Genomic DNA, 17,215 nt, shown 5'->3' with positions numbered 1-17,215 from the left:
CACGACGCACCCGCCCGTACGGACCCCCACGGCCCTGCGGCCCCACGCCCCTGCGACCCCACGCCCCTACGCTGAGCGCCCCAACGCCTCCGCGCGGACCGGCTCCAGGAAAGCCAGCCCCGCCCCGTACCGCCCCACCTCGTCGATCGCGTGCGCCGCCATCCGGTGCAGCTCGTTGCCGAACGACCCCGCCAGGTGGGGGGTGAGCAGCACGTTCGGCAGGGTGTACAACGGCGACCCGGGCGGCGGCAGTTCGGGCTCGGTCACGTCGAGTACGGCGTCCAGTCGCCCCGCCCGCGCATGCCCGACGAGCGCCGCCTCGTCGACCAGCGACCCCCGCGACGTGTTGATCAGCGTCGCCCCGTCCGGCATCGCCGCCAGCTCGGGCGCACCGATCATGTGCCGCGTCTCCGGGAGCTGCGGCGCGTGCACGGACACGACCGAGCTCCGCGCGCACAGCTCCAGCAGCTCCACGGGTTCGACCCCGAGCCGCGCCGCCTCGGCGCCGCTCACGTACGGGTCGTACAGCAGTACCCGCAGGTCGAAGGGGTGCAACAGCTCGATGACCCGACGCCCGATCCGGGACGCCCCGACGATCCCGACCGTCCGGCGGTAGTTGCCGGACGAGCCCAGCTCGGTGCGCCAGTCGTGGGAGGCCCCGCCCAGCTCCCGGTACTTGCGCGCCGCCCGCCCCACCTGCTTCCCCGCGAGGAGGATCGCGGCGAGGGTGTACTCGGCGACCGGCAGCGCATTGGCTCCGGCGGCCGCGCTGACGACCAGCCCCCGCTCCCAGCAGGCGTGCGTGACATGGTGCTTGACCGATCCCGCCGCGTGTACGACCGCCCGCAGCCGGGGCGCCCTCTCCAGCACGTCCGAGGTGAGCGGCGTCGCCCCCCAGCAGGTCAGCAGCACCTCCGCCGCCGCGAGGGCGTCCTCGTACGCGGGGGAGTGCAGGTCGTCGGCGACCAGATACGGATCGGTGCGGGCGATGCGCGCCAGCCGGGCGCGCTGCTCCTGCGTGAAGAGCCGGTCGGCGAGCCCGGGGGCCATGGCGAGCAGGGTCCTCGGCCGGTGGACGGCCGGGGACGCCGCTCCGCCGGGGACGACGGGCCGATTGTCAGTGGCGTGGTGCATGGTGGAACTCGGGCTCCTCATCAGGTCGTTCGGCGCTAAGGAATGGCTCGTCACTTGACGCTGCCGGCCGTGAGCCCGGCCTTCCAGTGCCGCTGGAGGGAGACGAAGGCGACGATCAGGGGGACGACGGCGAGGAGGGAGCCGGTGACGACCATCGGGAGGTACGTCGGCTCGGCGTGGGCGTTGGAGTTCCACGCGTAGAGACCGAGGCTCAGCGGGAAGAGCTTCTGGTCCGACAGCATCACCAGGGGGAGGAAGAAGTTGTTCCAGATCGCGGTGAACTGGAAGAGGAAGACGGTCACGAACCCCGGCATCACCATGGGCAGACCGATCGAGACGAAGATCCGCAGCTCGCCCGCCCCGTCGATACGGGCCGCCTCCAGGGCCTCGTTCGGGATGTAGCCCGCGCTGAAGACCCGCGAGAGGTAGACGCCGAAGGGGTGGACCAGGACCGGCAGCAGGACCGCCCAGTAGGTGTTGACCAGCCCGATCTTGCTGGCCAGGAGGTACAGGGGCAGGGCGAGCGCGGTCGTCGGGACCAGCACCCCGAGCAGCACCGTGGAGAACAGCTTCTCCTTGCCCCGGAAGGCGTACTTGTCGAAGGCGTAGCCCGCCGCGACGCTCACCAGCGAGCTGAGCACGGCCCCCACACCCGCGTACAGAAGGGAGTTGGCGTACCAGCGGACGTAGATGCCGTCACCGTGGGAGGCGAGCGCGGAGAGGTTCTGCCCGAGGTCGAAGCCCTCGAAGGAGAACGCGTTGCCCGCGAGGAGGCCGCCCGCGTCCTTGGTGGCGGCGGTGAGCAGCCAGACGAGGGGGAAGAGCATGTAGAGCGTGGCGAGGACGAGCGCGCCGTTGACGGCGGTACGGGACAGCCAGCGGTTCGGCGGTGCGGTGGGCGACACGGCGGTGCTCATGCGGACGCCACCTCCTCCATTCCGGCCTTCTTCGGCACGGCCCTCTTCGTTCCGCCCTTCTTCTGCTTGCGTCCGCCCGACAGCTTCGTCACCACGAACGACAGCAGTGCCGCCGTCAGGGCCAGGAGTACGGAGGCCGCCGCGGCGAGCCCGTAGTCGTTGCGGTCGAAGGCCGCGGTGTAGGCGTACATGTTCGGCGTCCAGGTGGAGGTGACGGCGGAACCGGTGCCCTTGTTGAGGATGAGAGGTTCGGTGAAGAGCTGGAGCGAGCCGATGACCGTGAACAGCGCGACCATCACCACCGACGCCCTGATCAGCGGCACCTTGATGCTGAACGCGGTGCGCCAGGCCCCCGCCCCGTCGACGGTGGCCGCCTCCAGGACGGCCCGGTCGACGGCCTGGAGGGCGGCGTAGAAGATCACCATGTTGTAGCCGAGCCACTCCCACAGGGCGATGTTGACCACCGAGGGCAGCGCGCCCGACGGCGAGAAGAAGTCGAAGCCGATCCCGCCCGCCTCCATCGCGTCGACCACCGGGCTGAGCTGCGGCGTGTACAGGTACACCCAGATCAGCGCGGCGATGATGCCGGGCACGGCGTGCGGCAGGAACAGGGCGAGCTGGAAGAAGCGGCGCGCGCGGGCGAGCGCCGAGTCGAGGAGCAGGGCCAGCGCGAGGGCCCCGCCGATCATCAGCGGGATGTAGAGCGCGCAGTACCCGAGAAGGACCAGGAAGCCCTCCCGGAAGGCCGGATCGCCCAGCGCCGCCGTGTAGTTGTCGAGGCCGCTGAACACGGTCTCGACCCCGCCGAAGCCCAGTCCCGACTGCTTCTCGCTGAAGAGGCTGAGCCACACCGCGTATCCGATCGGCACGACCATCACCAGGACGAACAGCACGAAGAAGGGGGCGAGGAGGAGGGCGGCGGCACGCCCGGTGCGGGAGCGGGGCCGCCCGCGTACGGGCGGGGGCGCGGGGGCCGCGCGGCCGACCGGCCCGGCGGCACGGGCGGCCCCGCTCGCGCACCGGGCCCCCGTGCCGGATTCGGCCTTCGTGGTGGTCATGGTGGGGCTCAGCCCTCGACCTTCAGGCCGCGCTTCTTCAGCTCGGCGACCGTCGCGTCATGACCGGCCTTCACCGCATCGGCGATCGTCGTGCCGCCGCCTGTGACCCTGCCGAACTGGTCCTTGATGACGCTGTTGGTGGTGCCGGTGCTCGGGCCCCACGCCCAGTTCGGGGTGATCGACGTACCGGCTTCCTCGAAGACCTGGTAGATGTCCTGGCCGCCGTAGTACGTCGCGTCGAACGCCTTCTTCGCCGCCGGACGCAGCTCGGTCGCCGCCGGGAAGGCGCTCGAAGTGCCGGACGCGATACGGGCCTTGATGCCCGCCTCCGTCGTCGTCATCCACTTCGCGAACTCGACCGAGGCGGACGCCTTCTTGCTGCCCTTGGTCACCGCGAACGTCGACCCGCCGAGCATCCCGCTGGCCGCCCTGCCGTCCCAGGTCGGCATCGGGGCGACCGCCCACTTGCCCTCCTGCTCCGGCAGCGTGCCCTTCAGGACACCCGCGCCCCAGGCCGCGCCGAGGTAGCCGACGGTGCCGCCGCTCTTGAGGGAGTTGGTCCACTCCGGGCTGAAGGAGGCGTTGTTGCGGACCAGGTCGTCGTCGAGGAGCTGCTGCCAGTACGCGGAGACCTTGGTGGTCGCGGCGTCGGTGGTGTTCACCTTCCAGGTGTCGCCCTCGGCCTTGAACCACTGGGCTCCCGCCTGCCAGGCCATCGCCTGGAACGTCGTCGGGTCGTCCGGGAAGAAGGTGCCGATCCGCGCCTTCGCGTCGGCCTTCTTCACCTTCTCGGCCGCCGCCCTGAACTCGTCCCAGGTCTTCGGCACGTCGACGCCGTACTTCGTGAAGAGGTCCTTGCGGTAGTAGAACGCCTGCGGTGCTGCGTCGAAGGGGACCGCCCAGTTCTTGCCGCCGAGCGTCGTCAGCTCCACCGCCTGCGGCAGGAACTTCTTCTTCACGTCGTCGCCGAGCAGCGCGCCGATGTCCTGCACCGAGCCCTGGCTGACGAACTCCGGCAGCATGGGGTACTCGATGGACACCAGGTCGGGGGCGTTGCCCGCCTTCACCGCGTTGGAGATCTTCGCGTACCCGCCCGCGTTGCCGGACGGTATCTCCTCGAACTTCACCCTGATGTTCGTGTGCGAGGCGTTGAAGGCGTCGACGACCTCCTTGGTTCCCTTGGCCCAGCCCCAGAAGGTCAGGTCCACGGGCTTGCCGTCGGCCCCGGGCGCGGCGGCGGTGCCGTCACCGCCGCCGCAGGCCGTGAGGACGGCGAGAGCGGTGACGGCACCGAGGGCGACGAGGGGGGTTCGCTTCCGGAGGGGGATTCGCTTCCAACTGCGGCTCACGGCAAGGCTCCTGTAAGGAAGGCGGCGAGATGGGCGTTGGCCGCGATCCTTGAACCAGCCCTGAACGAAGTCAAGAGCGATTGATCGAATGATCGAAACTAGCTCACGCGGACACGGTCCCAGTCGCCGCCGTGGCCGCCGTGGCCGCCTCCGTGGCCGCTTCCGCGCCCGCCCCGCACGACGCCCGCACCCGCAGCCCCGGCAGCAGCGACAGATGTCGCCGCGGCGACTCTCCGCAGGCGTCTCCCCGCAGCCGCTCCACCAGCAACTCCGCCGCGTGCCGACCCACTTCGCGCTTCGGCGGAGCCACCGCCGTCAGCGGGGTGTCCGCGAGCGCCGCCACCTCGTCGTCGTACGCCACCACCGCCAGGTCCCCGGGCACCCGCACCCCCAGCTCGGCGAGCCGCTGCACGATCTGGATCGCGTCCACGTCGTTGTGCACCAGCGCCGCCCGAGCCCCCTCCGACACCGCCGCGCACAGGTCCCGTACCGCCGACTCGAACCCCTCCGGGTCCAGTTCGGCCGGTACGGAGTCGATGGCGGCCCGGGGCGCCGTCAGCCCCAGCGAGCCCAGCGCCGCCGCGTATCCGGCCCGTACCGACAGGGCCGTCGGGCTGTCCGCCCGCGCCACCAGCACCGGCGCCCCGTGCCCGAGCCCCACCAGGTGACGCACCGCGAGCAGCGCACCGTACGCGTGGTCCGAGCAGACCCGGTCGAGACCGTCCAGCGGCGATCCCGGCGCGGGCTGCCGCTCCAGGAGCACGGCCGGAACGGGCAGCCGCGCCAGCCACTCCCCGTACCGGGCCGGGTCCTGCGGCCGCCGCCACCCGGGCGCCACCAGCAGCCCCCGCGCCCCGGCCGCGAGCAGCCCCTCCACCCGGGCCCGGTCCTCCTCGGGCCGGTAGTCGGAGATCCGCAGGATCAGCCGGGCCCCGGCCTTCGCCGCCGCCTCGTGCGCACCCCGGATCACCTCGGCGAAGTAGTACGTCGCCGAGGGCGCGAGCAGCCCCAGCACCAAGTCGTCGGAGCGCTGACCGGGAACCGTCGCGGGCCAGGACACCGACCCGTGCACCCGCTCCAGCAGCCCCTTCGCCGCCAGCGCCTCGGCGTCCCGGCGGGCGGTGACGGGGGAGACCCCCAGCAGCCCCGCCAGGTCCGAGACCCGCGCGGTGCCGTGCCGGCGGACCAGCTCCAGCATGCGGTCATGACGTTCTGCGGCACTTTCGCGCACGGTCGCATCCCCCTCGACGGTGTGGTGATCCGGTCCGACCCTAGACCAGTCCGGGTGATCGAACGACGGAAGTTTCGATCATTCGACCGACATCCATTGACCTTCGATCAAGGGGAGTTGATGATTCCCGGCGACGCCGTCGTAGCCGTACCGCCGCAGTCGCGCCGCGACAACGCCGCCGCATCCGCCTCCAGGGGAGCATCATGCCCATGCCGCCCGAGAACCGTGAGCTCAGTCCGTACACCGGCTGGACCCGCGCCCACTGGGAGCACGCGGCCGACGAACTCCTCCTCGCCGTACGCCCGTACAGCACCCCACGCCACGGCCTGATCCACCTCCCTGGCCCCCGCCCGAGCGTCTCGGGCCCCCGCTCCGACGGCCTCGAAGGCTACGCCCGTACGTTCCTCCTCGCGGCCCTGCGCGTCGCGGGCGCGCACGGCGACGACCCGCACGGCCACCTCGCCCGGTACGCCGAAGGGCTCGCCGCCGGAACCCAACACCCCACCTCAAGCCCGGACATGAGCCCCGCCGACCCCGAGTCCTGGCCCCGCCCCGCCGACATCCGTCAGGCCGTCGTCGAGTCCGCCTCGGTCGCGCTCTCGCTGCGCCTGACCCGCCCCTGGCTCTGGGACACCCTCGACGACGCCACCCGGCAGCGCGCCGTCGACTGGCTGCTGCCCGCCCTCGGCCCGTCCCCCGTCGACAACAACTGGTGGCTCTTCGGCCTCACCGTCGCCGGATTCCTCCAAGACGTCGGCATCGAGACCGACCGGGCACGCGCCACCATCGACACCGCCCTCGCCCGCATCGAGGACTGGCACCTCGGCGAAGGCTGGTACAGCGACGGCCCGAACCGCGCCTTCGACCACTACAACGCCTGGGCCCTGCACTTCTATCCCGTCCTGCACGCCCACCTGTCCGGCGACAAGGCCCTCCTCGACCGCTACGGCCCGCGCCTGCACGCCCAACTCGACACGTACACGGCTATGTTCGACGCGACCGGCGCACCCATGCCCTTCGGCCGCTCCCTCACCTACCGCTTCGCGGCAGCCGCCGCCCCCTGGCTCGGCGCCCTCACCGGCCACACCCCGCTCACCCCCGGAGCCACCCGCCGCCTCGCCTCCGGCACTCTGCGCCACTTCCTCGACCGGGGGGCCACGGCCCCGGACGGCCTGCTCACCCTCGGCTGGTACGGCCCGTACCCGCCCCTGATCCAGAGCTACTCCGGCCCCGGCTCCCCCTACTGGGCCTCCAAGGGCTTCCTCGGCCTGCTCCTGCCCGCCGACCACCCCGCCTGGACGGCCCCCGAGGAGCCCCTCCCCGCCGAGACCGCCGACAGTGTCGTCCTCGCCGCCCCGCCCCACCTCCTCATCCACTCCACCGCCGCCGACGGACTCGTCCGCCTGCACAACCACGGCAGCAACCACGTGGGCCCCGAGGACGACCCCGGTTACGCCCGCTTCGCCTACTCCACCCGCACGGGCCCCGCCCACGAGACCCCCGACAACCACTTCTCCCTGCTCATCGACGGTGCACACACCACACGCGGCCCCGCCACACCGGTGGCCCGGGGCCAGGACTGGGCCTCCTCCGCCCACACCCCCGCCCCCGGCATCCGGGTCGTCTCCGCCACCGCCGTCCACGGCCGCGCCGAAGTCCGCGCCCACCTCGTCCTGGGCGCCCCGCCCGGCACCCCGGTACGCCAGACCGGCTGGGCCGTCACCCCGGACGGAGCGGCCACCGCCCAGCTCCACCCCGTCCACGGCTACGACCCGCAGCCCGCGAACCAACTCCCCGTCGGCCCGACCCCGTTCGGCCCGTCCGCCCACGCCGCCGTACTCCAAGGACGAACGGGCGACACCGGAAGTTCCCTCTTCGTCGCCCTCGCCTCCCTCACCGCGGAACCCGCCCCCGCCCCTGCCGCCACCCTCGCCCGCGTCGGCCTCCCCCGTACGACACGTACGACAACTGCGACACGTATGACAACTGCGACACGTACGACGAATGCCGCCATCCTCCACATCACCTGGGAGGACGACGGCACCGTCACCACACTCGAACTGCCCTACTGAGGACCGTACTTCCGGCCCGTCCGGGAGGTGATCCCCCCGAGCAGCCCGCGCGGCGCCACCTTCACCACGCCCATCAGCGCCTTGTACCGAGGGTCCGGAATCGACAGCGACTTCCCGCGCCCCATGTCCTTCAGCGCCTCCGCCACCAGCTTGTCCGCGTCCAGCCACATCCAGGAGGGGATGTTGTCCGTCCCCATCCCGGCCCGCTCGTGGAACTCCGTCCGCACGAAGCCGGGGCACAGCGCCATCAGCCGCACCCCGCTCCCCGCCAGGTCCTTCGCCGCGCCCTGCGTGAACTGCACGACCCACGCCTTGCTCGCCCCGTACGTCCCGCGCGGCACGAAGGCGGCCACCGAAGCGACGTTGACGACCCCGCCCCTGCGCCGCTCCTTCATGCCCCTGACCGCCGCCGACGTCAGCCGCAGCACCGCCTCGCAGTGCACCTTCAGCATGGTCAGCTCGTCCTCCATCGGCACTTCGAGGAACTCGCCCTTGTTGCCGAAACCGGCGTTGTTGACCAGCAGGTCCACCGGGTGCGTACGGTCCGCGAGCCGTGCCTCGACGGCCGCGATCCCCGCCTCCGTGGACAGGTCGGCGGTCAGCACCTCCGCCTCCACGCCGTGCTTGTCGTGCAGCTCCGTCGCCTGCTTCTGGAGACGCTCGGTGTTGCGTGCCACCAACACCAGGTTGTGTCCGTCGGAGGCCAGTCGCCGCGCGAAGGCGGAGCCGATGCCTGCGGTCGCGCCCGTGATCAGTGCAGTCGTCATGCGCCCCACGTTAGTGCCCGCCGTGACCGCCGGAAGCCGGGGTTCCCTCCTTCTGCCCCTTCTCCACGACCACGAACTGGCCCATCATTCCCTGGTCCTCGTGATACAGCAGATGACAGTGGTACATGTACGGCGTGTCCGGATCGGCCGGTCCTTCGAAGCGCATCGCCAGCTTCACCGTGGACCCACCCGGCACGTACACGGTGTCCTTCGCCCCGCGCAGCATCCCCGTCGGCGGCTTCCCGTCCACCAACACCACCCTGAACCGCACGTCGTGCACGTGGAAGTTGTGCGGCGCCCCGTCCTCGTTCCGTACGGTCCACACCTCGGCCGTGCCCCGGACGACCGTCTCGTCGACGTGCCCCCTGTCCATCTTCCGCCCGTTGATCCCCGACATCCGCAGCCCGAAGAACCGCCCCCGCGCCGCGTCCTTCTCCTGCGGCACTTCCAAGGCGCCCATGACGGACGGCAGTTTCGGCGACTTCCGCAGCGCGGCCGCCGCCCTCAGCTCCAGTACGTCGAAAGAGTCGTCGCCGCCGGCGAACCGCTGCTCGAACCCGCCCCCGTAATTGCCCTGCGGAAAGCTGCGCAGCACCGCCTTCTCCCCGGCCCGCATCCGCACCACGACCTCCGCCCGTTCCCCCGGCGACAGCTGCACCCGCTTCAGCGTCTGAGGCCGCTCCAGCAGCCCGCCGTCCGTCCCGACCAGCGTGAAGTCCCGGTCGTCACCGAACCCGAAGTCGTAGATCCGCGCCGTCGAGGCGTTCAGCAGCCGCAGCCGTACGAGCTCGTCACCGACCACCTGGTACGGGTCGAGCGTGCCGTTGACCATCGTCCGCGTGCCCAGGAAACCGGTGTTCTGCAGGAAGCTCCGCCGCCCGTGGTCGAAGTCCGCCCCGTCGAACGCGACGTCCTGGACCGCCACCGGCAGATCGTCCACCCCGTACCGCTTCGGCAGCTTCAGCGACGCGGTCCTGGCGTCGTCGATCAGGAACATCCCCGCGAGCCCCCGCTGCACGTGCTTCTCGGTCTTGCCGTGCGGGTGCGGGTGGTACCAGAGCGTCGCGGCGGGCTGGTCGACCTTCCACTGCGGCGTCCAGGTCTTGCCAGGGGCGACCTCCTGGTGCGGGCCGCCGTCCATCTTCGCGGGGACGTGCATGCCGTGCCAGTGCACGCCGGACGCCTCGTCGAGCGTGTTCTCGACCAACACCTTGACCTTCTCGCCGCGCTTCGCCCGCAGCGTCGGCCCCAGGTGCGAGCCGTTGAAGCCCCAGGTCGGCGTCTTCAGGCCCTGCTGGAACTCCGTGGTTCCCGCCTGCATCCGCAGCGAGAACACCCGGGTGCCGTCCTTCTCGACCGTCGACTCCGCGAGCGGCGGCACCCTCAGCTCGTTGTCGAACCGCACCTGGCCGACCGTGCTCACCCCGGCCCCGTTCCACTGCCAGGCGAACAGGCCGCCGACAGCGGCGAGGAACACGGCCGCGACCGAGCCGAGAACGATGAGGACGCGCTTCCACCGGGACATGCCCCGACCCTCGCGCCCACCCCGTACCCGCACATCGGGGGCGGGCCCGCACCGCCCCCGGACCCGCCCCCGGCCCCCTCTCGGGGACTTCACCCACCACCTACGCGGGCGTGCCCCGCTTCTCCACGTACGTCAGCGCCTTGCGCCGGGCCTCCGGGTGCAGCGCGTCCCCGGCCGCCAGCAGCCCGGGCAGCAGCTCCCGCTCCAGCGTGACGGCCCGGAACTGCATGCTCACCGTCACGTCGTGCGCGGGACTGTGCACGACCTCGATCAGGTCCCCGGCCCGTACGGTCCCGGGCTCCACCACCCTGAGGTACGCGCCCGGGACCGCCGCCGCCGTGAACCGCTTCACCCAGCCCTTCTCGTCCAGCGCGCCCGCGAACGTACGGCACGGGATGCGCGAGGAGGTCACTTCGAGGACGAGGGAGTCGCCGACCTTCCACCGCTCGCCGATCCGCGCACCGTTCACGTCGAGCCCCTCGGTGGTGAAGTTCTCGCCGAACTCCCCGTTGCGCAGCGGCCGTCCGAGCTCCGCCTCCCACCGGTCCAGGTCCTCGCGGGCGTAGGCGTAGACCGCCTGGTGGGTGCCGCCGTGGTGGCGCAGTTCGCAGATCTCGTCCCCGGCCACCCCGCTGCCGCCGGTGCCCTTCGGGCCAGGGTCGCCGACCTCCACGGGCCCCTCCGTCGGACGCTTGCCGATGCCCGTCAGACCTTCCGCCTGATCGGTGTGCTCACTGGCGGTCGCCCGCCCCACATTCACGCTCAGTAGCTCCATGCCGATCACGCTAGCCGAGCCCATCTCAAAGACGCATTCGATAATTCGCTTCTGCATCCAAGCGAGACTTATGATCGACGCATGATTGAAGCCCGCCACCTCCGCGTCCTGCGCGCAGTCGCCTCCACCGGGTCCTTCTCCGCCGCCGCCCGCGAACTCGGCTGCACCCAGCCCGCCGTCAGCCAGCAGATGAAGGCCCTGGAGCAGTCGGCGGGCACCCCGCTCCTGATCCGCGCCGCCCGCGAGATGCGCCTGACCCAGGCCGGCGAGGTCCTGGTGCGGCACGCCGCGGGCATCCTCGCCGGGCTCACCGCCGCAGAGGAGGAGGTCGCCGCCATCGCGGGGCTGCGCGCCGGCCGGGTACGCCTGGTCTCCTTCCCCTCCGGCAGCTCCACCCTGGTCCCCACCGCGCTCGCCGCCCTGCGCGCCGCCCACCCCGGCACCCGCGTCTCGCTGGTCGACGCGGAACCCCCGCGTTCGGTGGAGATGCTCCGCGAGGGCGACTGCGACGTCGCCCTCGCCTTCCGCTACGGGCCGGGCGGTGCGACCGAGGACTGGACCGACCTAGTCGTCCGCCCCCTGCTCACCGACCGCCTCGTCGGCCTGGTCCCCGACGGGCACCGGCTCGCCGAGGCCGGGACCGTGGGCATCGCCGAACTCGCCGACGAGCCCTGGATCGCGGGCTGCCCGCGCTGCCGCCGCCAGCTCGTGGAGGTCTGCGAGAGCGCCGGATTCGCGCCCCGCATCGACTTCGCCACCGACGACTACCCGGCCGTGATCGGCCTGGTCGGCGCGGGCCTCGGCGTCGCCGTACTGCCGGAGCTGGCCATGGAGACCGTACGTCCGACGGGGGTGCGCACCGTGGCGGTGGAGCCCGCCGTGCAGCGCGAGATCGTCGCGCTCACGCTGCCCGACCTGGCGCAGGTCCCTGCGGTCGCGGCCACCCTCGACCAGCTCGCGCTGGCCGCCGCCCGCTGATCGGCCCCGTACGGGAAGACCGCACCGCCGAACGACCCAGGGGCCGCACCCGAAGGTGCGGCCCCTGCCCGGGCGTCCGACCGGCCGCCCGCCGCATGGACGGGCCCAAGCGGGTGGACAGCGCGAAGAAACGTTTCTGCTCGGATTGGACGACCGATTACTTCACCAGGGTGACCCGGCGCGCGTGCTCCACTCCGCCGCCCTTCGCCGGAGTCCTGGCCGCAGTCCGCGCCGGAGCCCCCGCCGGGGCCGCCTTCTTCGCGGCCGCCGTGGCGCCCGCGGGCACCAGGCGGTGCCGCGCGCGGCCCATCAGCTCCTCGCGCTCGTCCTCGGTGAGGCCGCCCCACACCCCGTAGGGCTCGCGGACCTGGAGCGCGTGCGCCGCGCACTGGGCGCGCACCGGGCACCTCATGCAGACCTCCTTCGCCGAGTTCTCACGTGCGCTTCGCGCGGCCCCGCGCTCGCCCTCCGGGTGGAAGAAGAGCGAACTGTCGACGCCGCGGCAGGCGGCGAGGAGCTGCCAGTCCCACAGGTCGGCGTTGGGTCCGGGAAGGCGGGAGAAATCTGCCATGGGTTGTCCCCTTGCGTCTGTGCTGAGGCGGAACGATGACCGAGATCATCACATCTACTGACATCTACGGTGTGAGTAGATGTAAATATGATTCATTCCGAATCTAGCCACAGACACCAGCAAAAGGGAAGAAAACCGACTAAATGGGGCACTGGGCCTTCGAGGGCCCGATTCTCAGGCCGTAACTCTTTCGAGTGACCGTCGTTGATTGGGCTGAGGCGGTTGAAGGAAAGGGCGATCGGGCAGGTGTCCGAGAGCGTCAACCGCACAGGTGACGACTTGTATTCAGCCTGGAGGCCCAAGGTGACGCGCATCAGCTGCCGGAGCGGCAGGAGCGGAGGACGTCTGTCATGACATCCGTCCTCGTCTGCGACGACTCCCCGCTTGCCCGAGAGGCGCTCCGCCGCGCGGTCGCGACCGTGCCCGGCGTCGAGCGCGTGACGACGGCGGCCAACGGCGAGGAAGTCCTCCGCCGCTGGGGCGCCGACCGTTCGGACCTGATTCTGATGGACGTACGCATGCCCGGTCTGGGTGGCGTCGAGACCGTCCGTCGACTCCTGTCCGCAGACCCCGGCGCCCGGATCATCATGCTGACGGTCGCGGAGGACCTCGACGGGGTCGCCCTCGCCGTCGCCGCGGGTGCCCGCGGGTACCTGCACAAGGACGCGTCCCGCGCCGAGCTGCGCGCGACCGTCACCCAGGCCCTGGCCGACCCGACCTGGCGGCTCGCCCCGCGCAGGCTGCGGTCCGCCGAGATGGGCGCCGCCCCGACGCTCACCGCCCGCGAGATCCAGGTTCTGGAGGGGATGAGCCACGGCCGGTCGAACGCCGAGATCGGCCGCGAGCTCTTCCTCTCCGAGGACACGGTCAAGACGCACGCCCGCAGGCTCTTCAAGAAGCTCGGCGCCTCGGACCGCGCGCACGCGGTGGCGCTCGGCTTCCGATGGGGTCTGGTCCGCTAGGGCCTGTCCGGCGGATCAGGCCCTGGTCCGCCAGAATGGGGTCCGGTCCGCCAGGCCCCGCCCCGACCTGGCCTTCCTGGCCCGGTCGTACGCGTGAGATGGTCCCCCGCCCGCCTTGTGCGGGCGGGGCGCAGGACGCCCGATCCCGGTTCGGCGGCCGATGCCGCATCCTTGAGGGATGGGGTTCCTCGGGAACGGGTCGGTCGAGCGGAAGGAGAGGGCGCGGGAGATGAGTCCTGGCGTACCTGCTCATAACGCTTCAGTGCACAACTACGGGCGCGGCGGCGCGGATGCCGCAACGCCAAGGCACCATGGTCCGATGCGTGACGACGAGGCGGTGGCGGCCCAGGGTGCCATCGGTGCGCTCGTGCACCGCGCCGTCGAGGGCGACGAGCAGGCCACGCACGACCTCCTCGCGCACGTTCACCCCCTCGCCCTGCGGTATTGCAGGTCCCGGCTGTCCCGGCTGCCCGGTGACGCCCGTCACTTCGTGGAGGACCTGGCGCAGGAGGTCTGCGTCGCCGTGCTGATGGCGCTGCCGCGCTACCGCGACACGGGTAGGCCCTTCGAGGCATTCGTCTTCGCCATCGCCGCGCACAAGGTCGCCGACCTCCAGCGGGCGGCAATGCGCCATCCCGGGTCGACCGCCGTGCCCTCCGACGAGATGCCGGAGCGCCCCGACGACTCGCTGGGCCCGGAGGAGCGGGCGCTGCTCAGCAGCGACGCCGCCTGGGCCAAGAAGCTCCTCGCCAACCTTCCCGAGCACCAGCGCGAGCTGCTGGTGCTGCGGGTCGCGGTCGGTCTGACCGCGGAGGAAACGGGACAGAAGCTCGGAATGTCCCCGGGTGCCGTGCGCGTTGCACAGCACAGGGCACTGAGCAGACTCCGTGCCCTCGCCGAGCAGTAGGCCCCGCGCCACAGGCCCGGCCCGCCCTGCCGCGTACCGCATCGGCGTACCCGCGCGCAGGAGAAACGTACAAACTTGGCCGCTTGTCATGATCGTGGAATCCGACACGTCAGGTTCCCGTTAGCATGGACATCCGCGCCGGGCAAGACCATTTGGGAAGGTGTCATGACTGCGAACGTCGATGGAGTGCCGGAGAAATTCGCGACGCTCGGGCTGACCTACGACGATGTGCTGCTGCTGCCGGGCGCCTCCGACATGGCTCCCGACCAGATCGACACCTCCTCGCTGATCTCGCGGAACGTACGGGTGAACATCCCCCTGCTGTCCGCCGCGATGGACAAGGTCACCGAGTCCCGGATGGCCATCGCCATGGCCCGCCAGGGCGGTGTCGGCGTCCTGCACCGCAACCTCTCCATCGCCGACCAGGCCAACCAGGTCGACCTGGTGAAGCGTTCCGAGTCCGGCATGGTCACCGACCCGATCACCGTGCACCCGGACGCCACGCTGGCCGAGGCCAACCAGCTGTGCGCGAAGTTCCGCATCAGCGGCGTGCCGGTCACCGACCCGGCGGGCAAGCTGCTCGGCATCGTCACCAACCGCGACATGGCCTTCGAGACCGACCGCAGCCGTCAGGTGCGCGAGGTCATGACGCCGATGCCGCTGGTCACCGGCAAGGTCGGCATCTCCAGCGTCGACGCGGTGGAGCTGCTGCGCCGTCACAAGATCGAGAAGCTGCCGCTGGTCGACGACGCGGGCATCCTCAAGGGCCTCATCACGGTCAAGGACTTCGTCAAGGCCGAGAAGTACCCGAACGCCGCCAAGGACGCCGAGGGCCGTCTCCTCGTCGGTGCGGCCGTCGGTGTGGCCGGTGACGCCTTCGAGCGCGCCCAGGCGCTGGCCGAGGCGGGTGTCGACTTCATCGTCGTGGACACCGCGCACGGCCACTCCCGCCTGGTCGGCGACATGGTCGCCAAGATCAAGTCGAACACCTCGGGCATCGACGTCATCGGCGGCAACATCGCCACCCGGGACGGCGCGCAGGCCCTCATCGACGCCGGTGTCGACGGCATCAAGGTGGGCGTGGGCCCCGGCTCCATCTGTACGACCCGCGTCGTCGCCGGTATCGGCGTCCCGCAGGTCACCGCGATCTACGAGGCGTCCCTCGCCGCGAAGGCGGCCGGGGTTCCGGTCATCGGCGACGGCGGCCTCCAGTACTCCGGCGACATCGCCAAGGCGCTCGTCGCCGGTGCGGACACCGTGATGCTGGGCTCGCTGCTCGCGGGCTGCGAGGAGTCCCCGGGCGAGCTGCTCTTCATCAACGGCAAGCAGTTCAAGTCGTACCGTGGCATGGGCTCGCTGGGTGCCATGCAGACGCGCGGCGACAACAAGTCGTACTCCAAGGACCGGTACTTCCAGGAGGGCGTGCGCACCGACGACAAGCTCGTGCCCGAGGGCATCGAGGGCCAGGTGCCCTACCGGGGCCCGGTCTCGGCGGTCGTGCACCAGCTCGTCGGGGGCCTGCGCCAGTCGATGTTCTACGTCGGCGGACGCACCGTTCCGGAGCTTCAGGACAACGGTCGCTTCGTCCGGATCACGTCGGCGGGTCTCAAGGAGAGCCACCCGCACGACATCCAGATGACGGTCGAGGCACCGAACTACAGCCGTAAGTAGGCACGACGCGCGCTTGGGGCGGTCCCGGAATCACCGGGACCGCCCCTTCGCTGCGTGTCGGGGATACTGGAACGGCAGACCAAGAGGGAAAGGCCACACAACGTGACTGAGATCGAGATCGGGCGCGGCAAGCGCGGCCGCAGGGCGTACGCGTTCGACGACATCGCCATCGTGCCGAGCCGGCGTACGCGGGACCCGAAGGAGGTCTCGATCGCCTGGCAGATCGACGCCTACCGCTTCGAGCTGCCGTTCTTGGCCGCTCCGATGGACTCGGTCGTCTCCCCGCAGACCGCCATCCGCATCGGCGAGATGGGCGGCCTCGGCGTCCTGAACCTCGAAGGGCTGTGGACGCGGTACGAGGACCCGGAGCCGCTGCTGGCGGAGATCCGCGAGCTGAACGACGAGACGGCCGCCACCCGCCGCCTCCAGGAGATCTACGCCGAGCCCATCAAGGCGGAGCTGATCGGCAAGCGCATCAAGGAGGTGCGCGACGCGGGTGTGGTCACCGCCGCCGCGCTGTCTCCGCAGCGTACGGCCGAGTTCTCCAAGGCCGTCGTGGACGCCGGTGTCGACATCTTCGTCATCCGCGGGACGACCGTCTCGGCCGAGCACGTCTCCGGTGCCGCCGAGCCGCTCAACCTGAAGCAGTTCATCTACGAGCTGGACGTCCCGGTCATCGTCGGCGGCTGCGCCACGTACACCGCCGCGCTGCACCTGATGCGTACCGGCGCGGCCGGTGTCCTCGTCGGCTTCGGCGGCGGGGCCGCGCACACCACGCGCAACGTGCTGGGCATCCAGGTCCCGATGGCGACCGCCGTGGCGGACGTCGCCGCCGCGCGCCGTGACTACATGGACGAGTCCGGCGGCCGGTACGTGCACGTCATCGCCGACGGCGGTGTCGGCTGGTCCGGCGACATCCCCAAGGCCGTCGCCTGCGGCGCGGACGCCGTGATGATGGGCTCCCCGCTGGCCCGCGCCACGGACGCGCCCGGCCAGGGCCACCACTGGGGCATGGAGGCCGTCCACGAGGACGTGCCGCGCGGCAAGCGCATGAACCTGGGCGTGGTCGGGACGACCGAGGAGATCCTGACCGGTCCCTCGCGCGTGCCGGACGGCTCGATGAACATGTTCGGCGCGCTGCGCCGCTCGATGGCCACCACGGGCTACAGCGAGCTCAAGGAGTTCCAGCGCGTCGAGGTCACGGTCGCGGACTCGCAGCACCGCCGCTGAGGTTCTTCGCTCGTACGTACGCAAGTGGCCCGGCGCCCCCTGGTGGGGGTGCCGGGCCACTGGTGCGT

Annotated in this window: 15 protein-coding genes; 6 read left to right on the top strand and 9 right to left on the bottom strand. The window is 71.3% G+C overall.

Translation table 11 applies throughout. The annotated features are described in order from the left end of the window. Positions 1-66: 66 nt before the first annotated feature. The 5 genes from OG897_RS25370 to OG897_RS25350 all read right to left on the bottom strand — a co-directional run bounded on the left by OG897_RS25370 (position 67) and on the right by OG897_RS25350 (position 5,689). Positions 67-1,134 (bottom strand): hydroxyacid dehydrogenase, encoded by a 1,068-nt coding sequence (locus OG897_RS25370; protein WP_266659633.1) that lies wholly within the window; start codon positions 1,132-1,134, stop codon positions 67-69. Positions 1,135-1,184: 50 nt separating this feature from the next. After that, positions 1,185-2,051 carry a carbohydrate ABC transporter permease gene (locus OG897_RS25365; RefSeq protein ID WP_266659632.1) on the bottom strand — a complete coding sequence of 289 codons (867 nt, stop codon included), beginning with the start codon at positions 2,049-2,051 and terminating at the stop codon, positions 1,185-1,187. Beyond that, the gene (locus OG897_RS25360; RefSeq protein ID WP_266659631.1) at positions 2,048-3,109 is read right to left on the bottom strand and encodes a carbohydrate ABC transporter permease; all 1,062 of its coding nucleotides are present in this window, start codon (positions 3,107-3,109) and stop codon (positions 2,048-2,050) included. The genes OG897_RS25365 and OG897_RS25360 overlap by 4 nt, the downstream gene beginning before the upstream one ends. A gap of 8 nt (positions 3,110-3,117) precedes the next feature. Further along, entirely contained in the window at positions 3,118-4,437 is a 1,320-nt protein-coding gene (locus tag OG897_RS25355; protein ID WP_266660483.1) for an ABC transporter substrate-binding protein, read from the bottom strand. 124 nt (positions 4,438-4,561) lie between these two features. Then, positions 4,562-5,689 carry a substrate-binding domain-containing protein gene (locus OG897_RS25350; protein WP_266659629.1) on the bottom strand — a complete coding sequence of 376 codons (1,128 nt, stop codon included), beginning with the start codon at positions 5,687-5,689 and terminating at the stop codon, positions 4,562-4,564. Between the two features lie 203 nt (positions 5,690-5,892). Here OG897_RS25350 and OG897_RS25345 point away from each other — a divergent pair, with 203 nt between their 5' ends. Next, positions 5,893-7,761, top strand: a complete 1,869-nt coding sequence (locus tag OG897_RS25345; protein WP_266659627.1) for a DUF2264 domain-containing protein — start codon at positions 5,893-5,895, stop codon at positions 7,759-7,761. Here OG897_RS25345 and OG897_RS25340 read toward each other — a convergent pair. The 3 genes from OG897_RS25340 to OG897_RS25330 form a co-directional block, all read right to left on the bottom strand. Beyond that, positions 7,755-8,528 (bottom strand): SDR family oxidoreductase, encoded by a 774-nt coding sequence (locus tag OG897_RS25340; protein ID WP_266659625.1) that lies wholly within the window; start codon positions 8,526-8,528, stop codon positions 7,755-7,757. The genes OG897_RS25345 and OG897_RS25340 overlap by 7 nt on opposite strands. A gap of 10 nt (positions 8,529-8,538) precedes the next feature. Next, the gene (locus OG897_RS25335; protein ID WP_266659623.1) at positions 8,539-10,053 is read right to left on the bottom strand and encodes a multicopper oxidase family protein; all 1,515 of its coding nucleotides are present in this window, start codon (positions 10,051-10,053) and stop codon (positions 8,539-8,541) included. Positions 10,054-10,153: 100 nt separating this feature from the next. Beyond that, positions 10,154-10,828, bottom strand: a complete 675-nt coding sequence (locus OG897_RS25330; RefSeq protein ID WP_266659621.1) for an MOSC domain-containing protein — start codon at positions 10,826-10,828, stop codon at positions 10,154-10,156. A gap of 81 nt (positions 10,829-10,909) precedes the next feature. Between OG897_RS25330 and OG897_RS25325 the strand changes: the two genes are divergently transcribed. Further along, entirely contained in the window at positions 10,910-11,806 is an 897-nt protein-coding gene (locus OG897_RS25325) for a LysR family transcriptional regulator (RefSeq protein ID WP_266659619.1), read from the top strand. 157 nt (positions 11,807-11,963) lie between these two features. Here the strand turns inward: OG897_RS25325 and OG897_RS40830 are convergent, their stop codons facing one another. Continuing rightward, on the bottom strand, positions 11,964-12,377 hold the full coding sequence (locus OG897_RS40830; RefSeq protein ID WP_323188099.1) for a WhiB family transcriptional regulator: 414 nt from the start codon (positions 12,375-12,377) through the stop codon (positions 11,964-11,966). A 350-nt stretch (positions 12,378-12,727) separates the two neighbouring features. On the opposite strand from OG897_RS40830, the gene OG897_RS25315 reads away from it, so the two are divergent. The 4 genes from OG897_RS25315 to OG897_RS25300 all read left to right on the top strand — a co-directional run bounded on the left by OG897_RS25315 (position 12,728) and on the right by OG897_RS25300 (position 17,147). Then, positions 12,728-13,339 carry a response regulator transcription factor gene (locus OG897_RS25315; RefSeq protein ID WP_003948568.1) on the top strand — a complete coding sequence of 204 codons (612 nt, stop codon included), beginning with the start codon at positions 12,728-12,730 and terminating at the stop codon, positions 13,337-13,339. Between the two features lie 319 nt (positions 13,340-13,658). Further along, the gene (locus tag OG897_RS25310) at positions 13,659-14,246 is read left to right on the top strand and encodes a sigma-70 family RNA polymerase sigma factor (protein WP_266659617.1); all 588 of its coding nucleotides are present in this window, start codon (positions 13,659-13,661) and stop codon (positions 14,244-14,246) included. 165 nt (positions 14,247-14,411) lie between these two features. Then, positions 14,412-15,917, top strand: a complete 1,506-nt coding sequence (gene guaB / locus OG897_RS25305; protein ID WP_266659615.1) for an IMP dehydrogenase — start codon at positions 14,412-14,414, stop codon at positions 15,915-15,917. A 102-nt stretch (positions 15,918-16,019) separates the two neighbouring features. Then, entirely contained in the window at positions 16,020-17,147 is a 1,128-nt protein-coding gene (locus tag OG897_RS25300; protein WP_266659613.1) for a GuaB3 family IMP dehydrogenase-related protein, read from the top strand. Positions 17,148-17,215: the final 68 nt, after the last annotated feature.

Origin of the sequence: Streptomyces sp. NBC_00237 (assembly GCF_026342435.1) — a bacterium.
In the GTDB taxonomy this organism is placed as follows: domain Bacteria; phylum Actinomycetota; class Actinomycetes; order Streptomycetales; family Streptomycetaceae; genus Streptomyces.
Note: the sequence above shows the minus strand (reverse complement) of the source record. Positions and strands in the feature narration are given on the sequence as shown.

Bases quoted from the DNA above. Each gene is read 5' to 3' on its own strand.
- OG897_RS25340 (WP_266659625.1), bottom strand. From the start codon at position 8,528: ATGACGACTGCACTGATCACGGGCGCGACCGCAGGCATCGGCTCCGCC.
- OG897_RS25365 (WP_266659632.1), bottom strand. From the start codon at position 2,051: ATGAGCACCGCCGTGTCGCCCACCGCACCGCCGAACCGCTGGCTGTCC.
- OG897_RS25315 (WP_003948568.1), top strand. From the start codon at position 12,728: ATGACATCCGTCCTCGTCTGCGACGACTCCCCGCTTGCCCGAGAGGCG.
- OG897_RS25310 (WP_266659617.1), top strand. From the start codon at position 13,659: ATGCGTGACGACGAGGCGGTGGCGGCCCAGGGTGCCATCGGTGCGCTC.
- OG897_RS40830 (WP_323188099.1), bottom strand. From the start codon at position 12,377: ATGGCAGATTTCTCCCGCCTTCCCGGACCCAACGCCGACCTGTGGGAC.
- OG897_RS25345 (WP_266659627.1), top strand. From the start codon at position 5,893: ATGCCCATGCCGCCCGAGAACCGTGAGCTCAGTCCGTACACCGGCTGG.
- OG897_RS25330 (WP_266659621.1), bottom strand. From the start codon at position 10,828: ATGGAGCTACTGAGCGTGAATGTGGGGCGGGCGACCGCCAGTGAGCAC.
- guaB (WP_266659615.1), top strand. From the start codon at position 14,412: ATGACTGCGAACGTCGATGGAGTGCCGGAGAAATTCGCGACGCTCGGG.
- OG897_RS25335 (WP_266659623.1), bottom strand. From the start codon at position 10,053: ATGTCCCGGTGGAAGCGCGTCCTCATCGTTCTCGGCTCGGTCGCGGCC.
- OG897_RS25325 (WP_266659619.1), top strand. From the start codon at position 10,910: ATGATTGAAGCCCGCCACCTCCGCGTCCTGCGCGCAGTCGCCTCCACC.
- OG897_RS25370 (WP_266659633.1), bottom strand. From the start codon at position 1,134: ATGCACCACGCCACTGACAATCGGCCCGTCGTCCCCGGCGGAGCGGCG.
- OG897_RS25360 (WP_266659631.1), bottom strand. From the start codon at position 3,109: ATGACCACCACGAAGGCCGAATCCGGCACGGGGGCCCGGTGCGCGAGC.